Raw genomic sequence first — 1423 nt, forward strand, 5'->3', positions numbered from 1 at the left:
CTTATGTGGACGCCTCCCGGATTGCAAACAGTGTTGCGATTTTTGGCTTTCAGGTAAAGGCAGCACGCTTATGTCCGGCCCGTTTTCGCAGGTCGGTATGCGCCTGCAGGCCCTAATGGAATTAGCTGGCGAGGTCCTCATCTGCAAATCGAACACAATGGTTCATCTTCCCTATCGGGTTTTCCTCGCCCCGGTCCAACCTGTTAGCCATCATGCAGCACTTGCTTGCGCTCCTTGAGGAAGGTTTCAGGAAGCCGTCATAACGTGAAGTCTACGCAGCAGCGGGCGGTGAAGCCTGATAGCCCTGCGCTCGGGCAAGTACCGCCCAGATGGTTCGTGCCAGTTTGTTGGCGACAGCAGCAACGGCGACATTAAACGGTCTGCGCCTGAGCAGGCCGTCGATCCACGCCGATCGTGTGCCCTGGATGATGACCGAGCGGGCGCCGTGCATTAGCAGTGTGCGCAAATAGGTGTCGCCGCGTTTGCTCAGGCCCATCTGTCGTACCCGTCCACCCGTTCCCGTCTGCCTCGGCACCAGACCCAGCCAGGCGGCAAACTCACGGCCGGATTTGAACGTTCGCGCATCGCCGATAGATGCAACCGTCGCGGTGGCAGTGAGAAGGCCAACGCCAGGGATGTCGGCGACCTTCTGGCAGTCCCCGTTGTTACGAAAGGCGGTAGCGAGCCGCCGCTCAAGCACGGTGATTTCCTTGTCGGTGGCCTGAACGCGATTCCATTGCTCACGCAGGCTGTCGATCAGGATCCCTGGCAGACGTTCAGCGACCCCTGCAAGCGTGGCAGGGAATGCTTTGGCGAAGGCCCGATAACTCTCGGGCAGTGTTTCGCCGAACTCGTATAACAGGCCGCGCAACGCGTTGGTTTGCATGATGCGGAACTTCATGAGCTGGGCACGCATCCGATGTATCGCCAGGATGGCTTGCTGATCTTCACTCTTGATAGCAACAAAGCGCGCATCCGGCTGCTGCGCCGCTGTGCAGATGGCTCGGGCATCGGCCGCGTCGGTCTTGTTACGCAACACAAACGGCCGCACTGACCGCGCGGAGATGAGCCTCGCATCATGACCGAGCTGCTGCAACCGTCTCGCCCAGTCGTGTGCGCTGCCACAGGCTTCCATCACAACAACCGAAGGTGCGCGCCTGGCGAAGAACTCGAGAACCTGTGCACGCTTTAGCTTGAGTCTTTCGATCTGGCCGCTCTGCGGGTCGAGTGCATGAAGCTGGAATACCCGCTTGGCAATGTCCATTCCGATGAGGGTGGGTTTCATTTCCGGTTCTCCTTGACGCGCGGTTGACGAGCACCCTTACTTTGGCATACGCAGACCGACGCGTGCCAAGTCTCCCGCGCCCGGTCCGTCACTTCCACGACGGCCCGTTTCCGGGGGGAGGCGTCCATACCATCTGCA

Annotated in this window: 1 protein-coding gene; it reads right to left on the reverse strand. The window is 59.9% G+C overall.

From position 1 onward, the window contains the following. Window positions 1-271 precede the first annotated feature (271 nt). Window positions 272-1285 carry an IS110 family transposase gene (locus AB4Y40_RS42710; protein ID WP_368692981.1) on the reverse strand — a complete coding sequence of 338 codons (1014 nt, stop codon included), beginning with the start codon at window positions 1283-1285 and terminating at the stop codon, window positions 272-274. Window positions 1286-1423: the final 138 nt, after the last annotated feature.

This window comes from Paraburkholderia sp. EG287B (assembly GCF_040965595.1).
GTDB lineage: Bacteria > Pseudomonadota > Gammaproteobacteria > Burkholderiales > Burkholderiaceae > Paraburkholderia.

Bases quoted from the DNA above. Each gene is read 5' to 3' on its own strand.
- AB4Y40_RS42710 (WP_368692981.1), bottom strand. From the start codon at position 1,285: ATGAAACCCACCCTCATCGGAATGGACATTGCCAAGCGGGTATTCCAG.